We start from the raw sequence: 1,782 nt of genomic DNA on the forward strand, positions 1-1,782 counted from the left end.
ACGCGCTTTGAAAAAGGCGCACTCGATATATTGAATGAGCGCTATGCCAAAGGCGAAATCAGTCGTGAGGAGTTTGCTTTAATGAAGGTGGAAATTACTGCTACGTAACGGCTGTGATACCGACACACACGCTTTGACCGAAAGGTCTGGATCATGAAGCACAAAACTCTGACGCCGGAATTGCTATCGCGGATAGATGCTTATTGGTGCGCCGCCGGAGTTCAGCAAGGAGCACGACGATGAGTAGTCTAATCGGAGTGATGCTAGCGCTGCTTGCAGGCGCTGCGCTAGGCATCATGTATTTCTGTGGCCTCTTGTGGACCATACAACGCAGCCTTGTGTCGTCACAGCCTGGCCTATGGTTCTTCGCCAGTTTCTTACTACGTACGTCGCTGGCGGTAGGTGGCTTTTACCTGTTGTCACATTATGGCTGGCAGGCACTAGCTGCGTCATTGACCGGATTTGTTGTCACACGAATGTTGATGACTCGTTATTTGCCATCGTCCTCGTGGCGCATAGCGCAGTGTAGGGGAGGCAGTGCCCCATGAATCCCATGGGTACTGACAAGTTAACTCGCTGGTTGGATTAACTTGTGAAAGAGTACATATAAGCGACATTGCTTTCGCTTCTCTTTGTGGCGATCAGTCAAGCAAAATCGCATATTGTAAGTTCGTAACATAATAGAGGGAAATATGATAAGTAAATTACCAGAAAGTAAAGATGCTACTATTGGAATTGAAATATCTGGGAAAATTTCTACTGAGGAAGAAAGTAAATGGATAGAAGTCTTTGATAAGTTAATCGAAGAGCATGGAAATATTAACGTATTAGTTAAACTAGACGGGCGAATTAATTTCGGCATAGATGTGGCTTTTTCTGATTTGAAGTGGACATTTAAAAATATTAAAAACATGAATAAGATGGCCCTTGTCTCTGACAGCAAAGTGCTTGGTTTGTTGGTCGCTGCAGATAGCCCATTTGGCAAATTAGTTGGTGTCAGTGAGAGGTACTTTGAGTCAAGTCAACTGGCTAATGCGTGGGAGTGGGTTAAAGAGTGATAGCGCCCGAGTTAAGCAGAGGGCTTTATGAATCTGGAGATACTAAATTATGGATATTTCACAGCTTACAGAGCTGCTTAGTTGGGCTACGGTTGTTAATATAGGCTTTCTATTTTTTTCGGCAATATTACTGATTGCATTTAGGGCGAATATAATGTCCGTGCACAGTAAAATGTTTGGGATTGCAGAAAAGGATATTTCGCTAATCTATTTTAAATACCTTGCTAAGTATAAAATGTTAGTATTCGTCTTCTTGGCATCCCCGTATATAGCTCTAAAAATAATGGGTCAATAGCGGATATTCTGGCTCTGACATGCTAACTCGCTGTTTGTGATAACTTGTTGCTGAGCACATACAGGCCTTAACTTGAGGTTTTTATCAAGACAAATGGCAAGCAGCACTACTTGGGGCGAGCAATGGATCAAGACAGCGATTCAGATCTCCTAGCCAGGCTCAACTACTGCTGAGCCGGAAAGTTAACTTGCCAGTCGCATGACACGTTAGCTATGCTGAATAAATGAACCGCAACCAGCGCAAAGCCATTTCGCTCATCATGAGCGTTGTCCTGACAGTTTTTTCTTTATGTCAGGTACAGGCGTGGGCGGGAAATATATCGACAAGCCACTCCGAAAATGCCGCAGCTGTCGTGATAGATATGCCCGACTGCCACCGAGTTAGCCTCGCAGCTGAGGTGGCAATGCCTGACTGTTGTAGTGTCTGCGA

At 44.6% G+C, this 1,782-nt stretch carries 4 protein-coding genes; all 4 read left to right on the forward strand.

What is annotated here, in order from left to right; translation table 11 throughout:
* Window positions 1–108, forward strand: a 108-nt coding sequence (locus AC3DKE_RS09445) for an SHOCT domain-containing protein (protein ID WP_487990534.1), incomplete at its 5' end; no start/stop codon positions are given.
* Between the two features lie 152 nt (window positions 109–260).
* Window positions 261–548: an N-ATPase subunit AtpR gene (locus AC3DKE_RS09450; protein WP_487990535.1), complete on the forward strand. Its 288-nt coding sequence runs from the start codon at window positions 261–263 to the stop codon at window positions 546–548.
* Between the two features lie 144 nt (window positions 549–692).
* The gene (locus AC3DKE_RS09455) at window positions 693–1,058 is read left to right on the forward strand and encodes a SpoIIAA family protein (protein WP_487990526.1); all 366 of its coding nucleotides are present in this window, start codon (window positions 693–695) and stop codon (window positions 1,056–1,058) included.
* A 49-nt stretch (window positions 1,059–1,107) separates the two neighbouring features.
* The gene (locus tag AC3DKE_RS09460; protein WP_487990527.1) at window positions 1,108–1,353 is read left to right on the forward strand and encodes a DUF6868 family protein; all 246 of its coding nucleotides are present in this window, start codon (window positions 1,108–1,110) and stop codon (window positions 1,351–1,353) included.
* Window positions 1,354–1,782: the final 429 nt, after the last annotated feature.

Source organism: Paraperlucidibaca sp. (assembly GCF_982810325.1).

Coding starts and splice junctions, on each gene's coding strand:
- AC3DKE_RS09460 (WP_487990527.1), top strand. CDS start 1,108: ATGGATATTTCACAGCTTACAGAGCTGCTTAGTTGGGCTACGGTTGTT.
- AC3DKE_RS09455 (WP_487990526.1), top strand. CDS start 693: ATGATAAGTAAATTACCAGAAAGTAAAGATGCTACTATTGGAATTGAA.
- AC3DKE_RS09450 (WP_487990535.1), top strand. CDS start 261: ATGCTAGCGCTGCTTGCAGGCGCTGCGCTAGGCATCATGTATTTCTGT.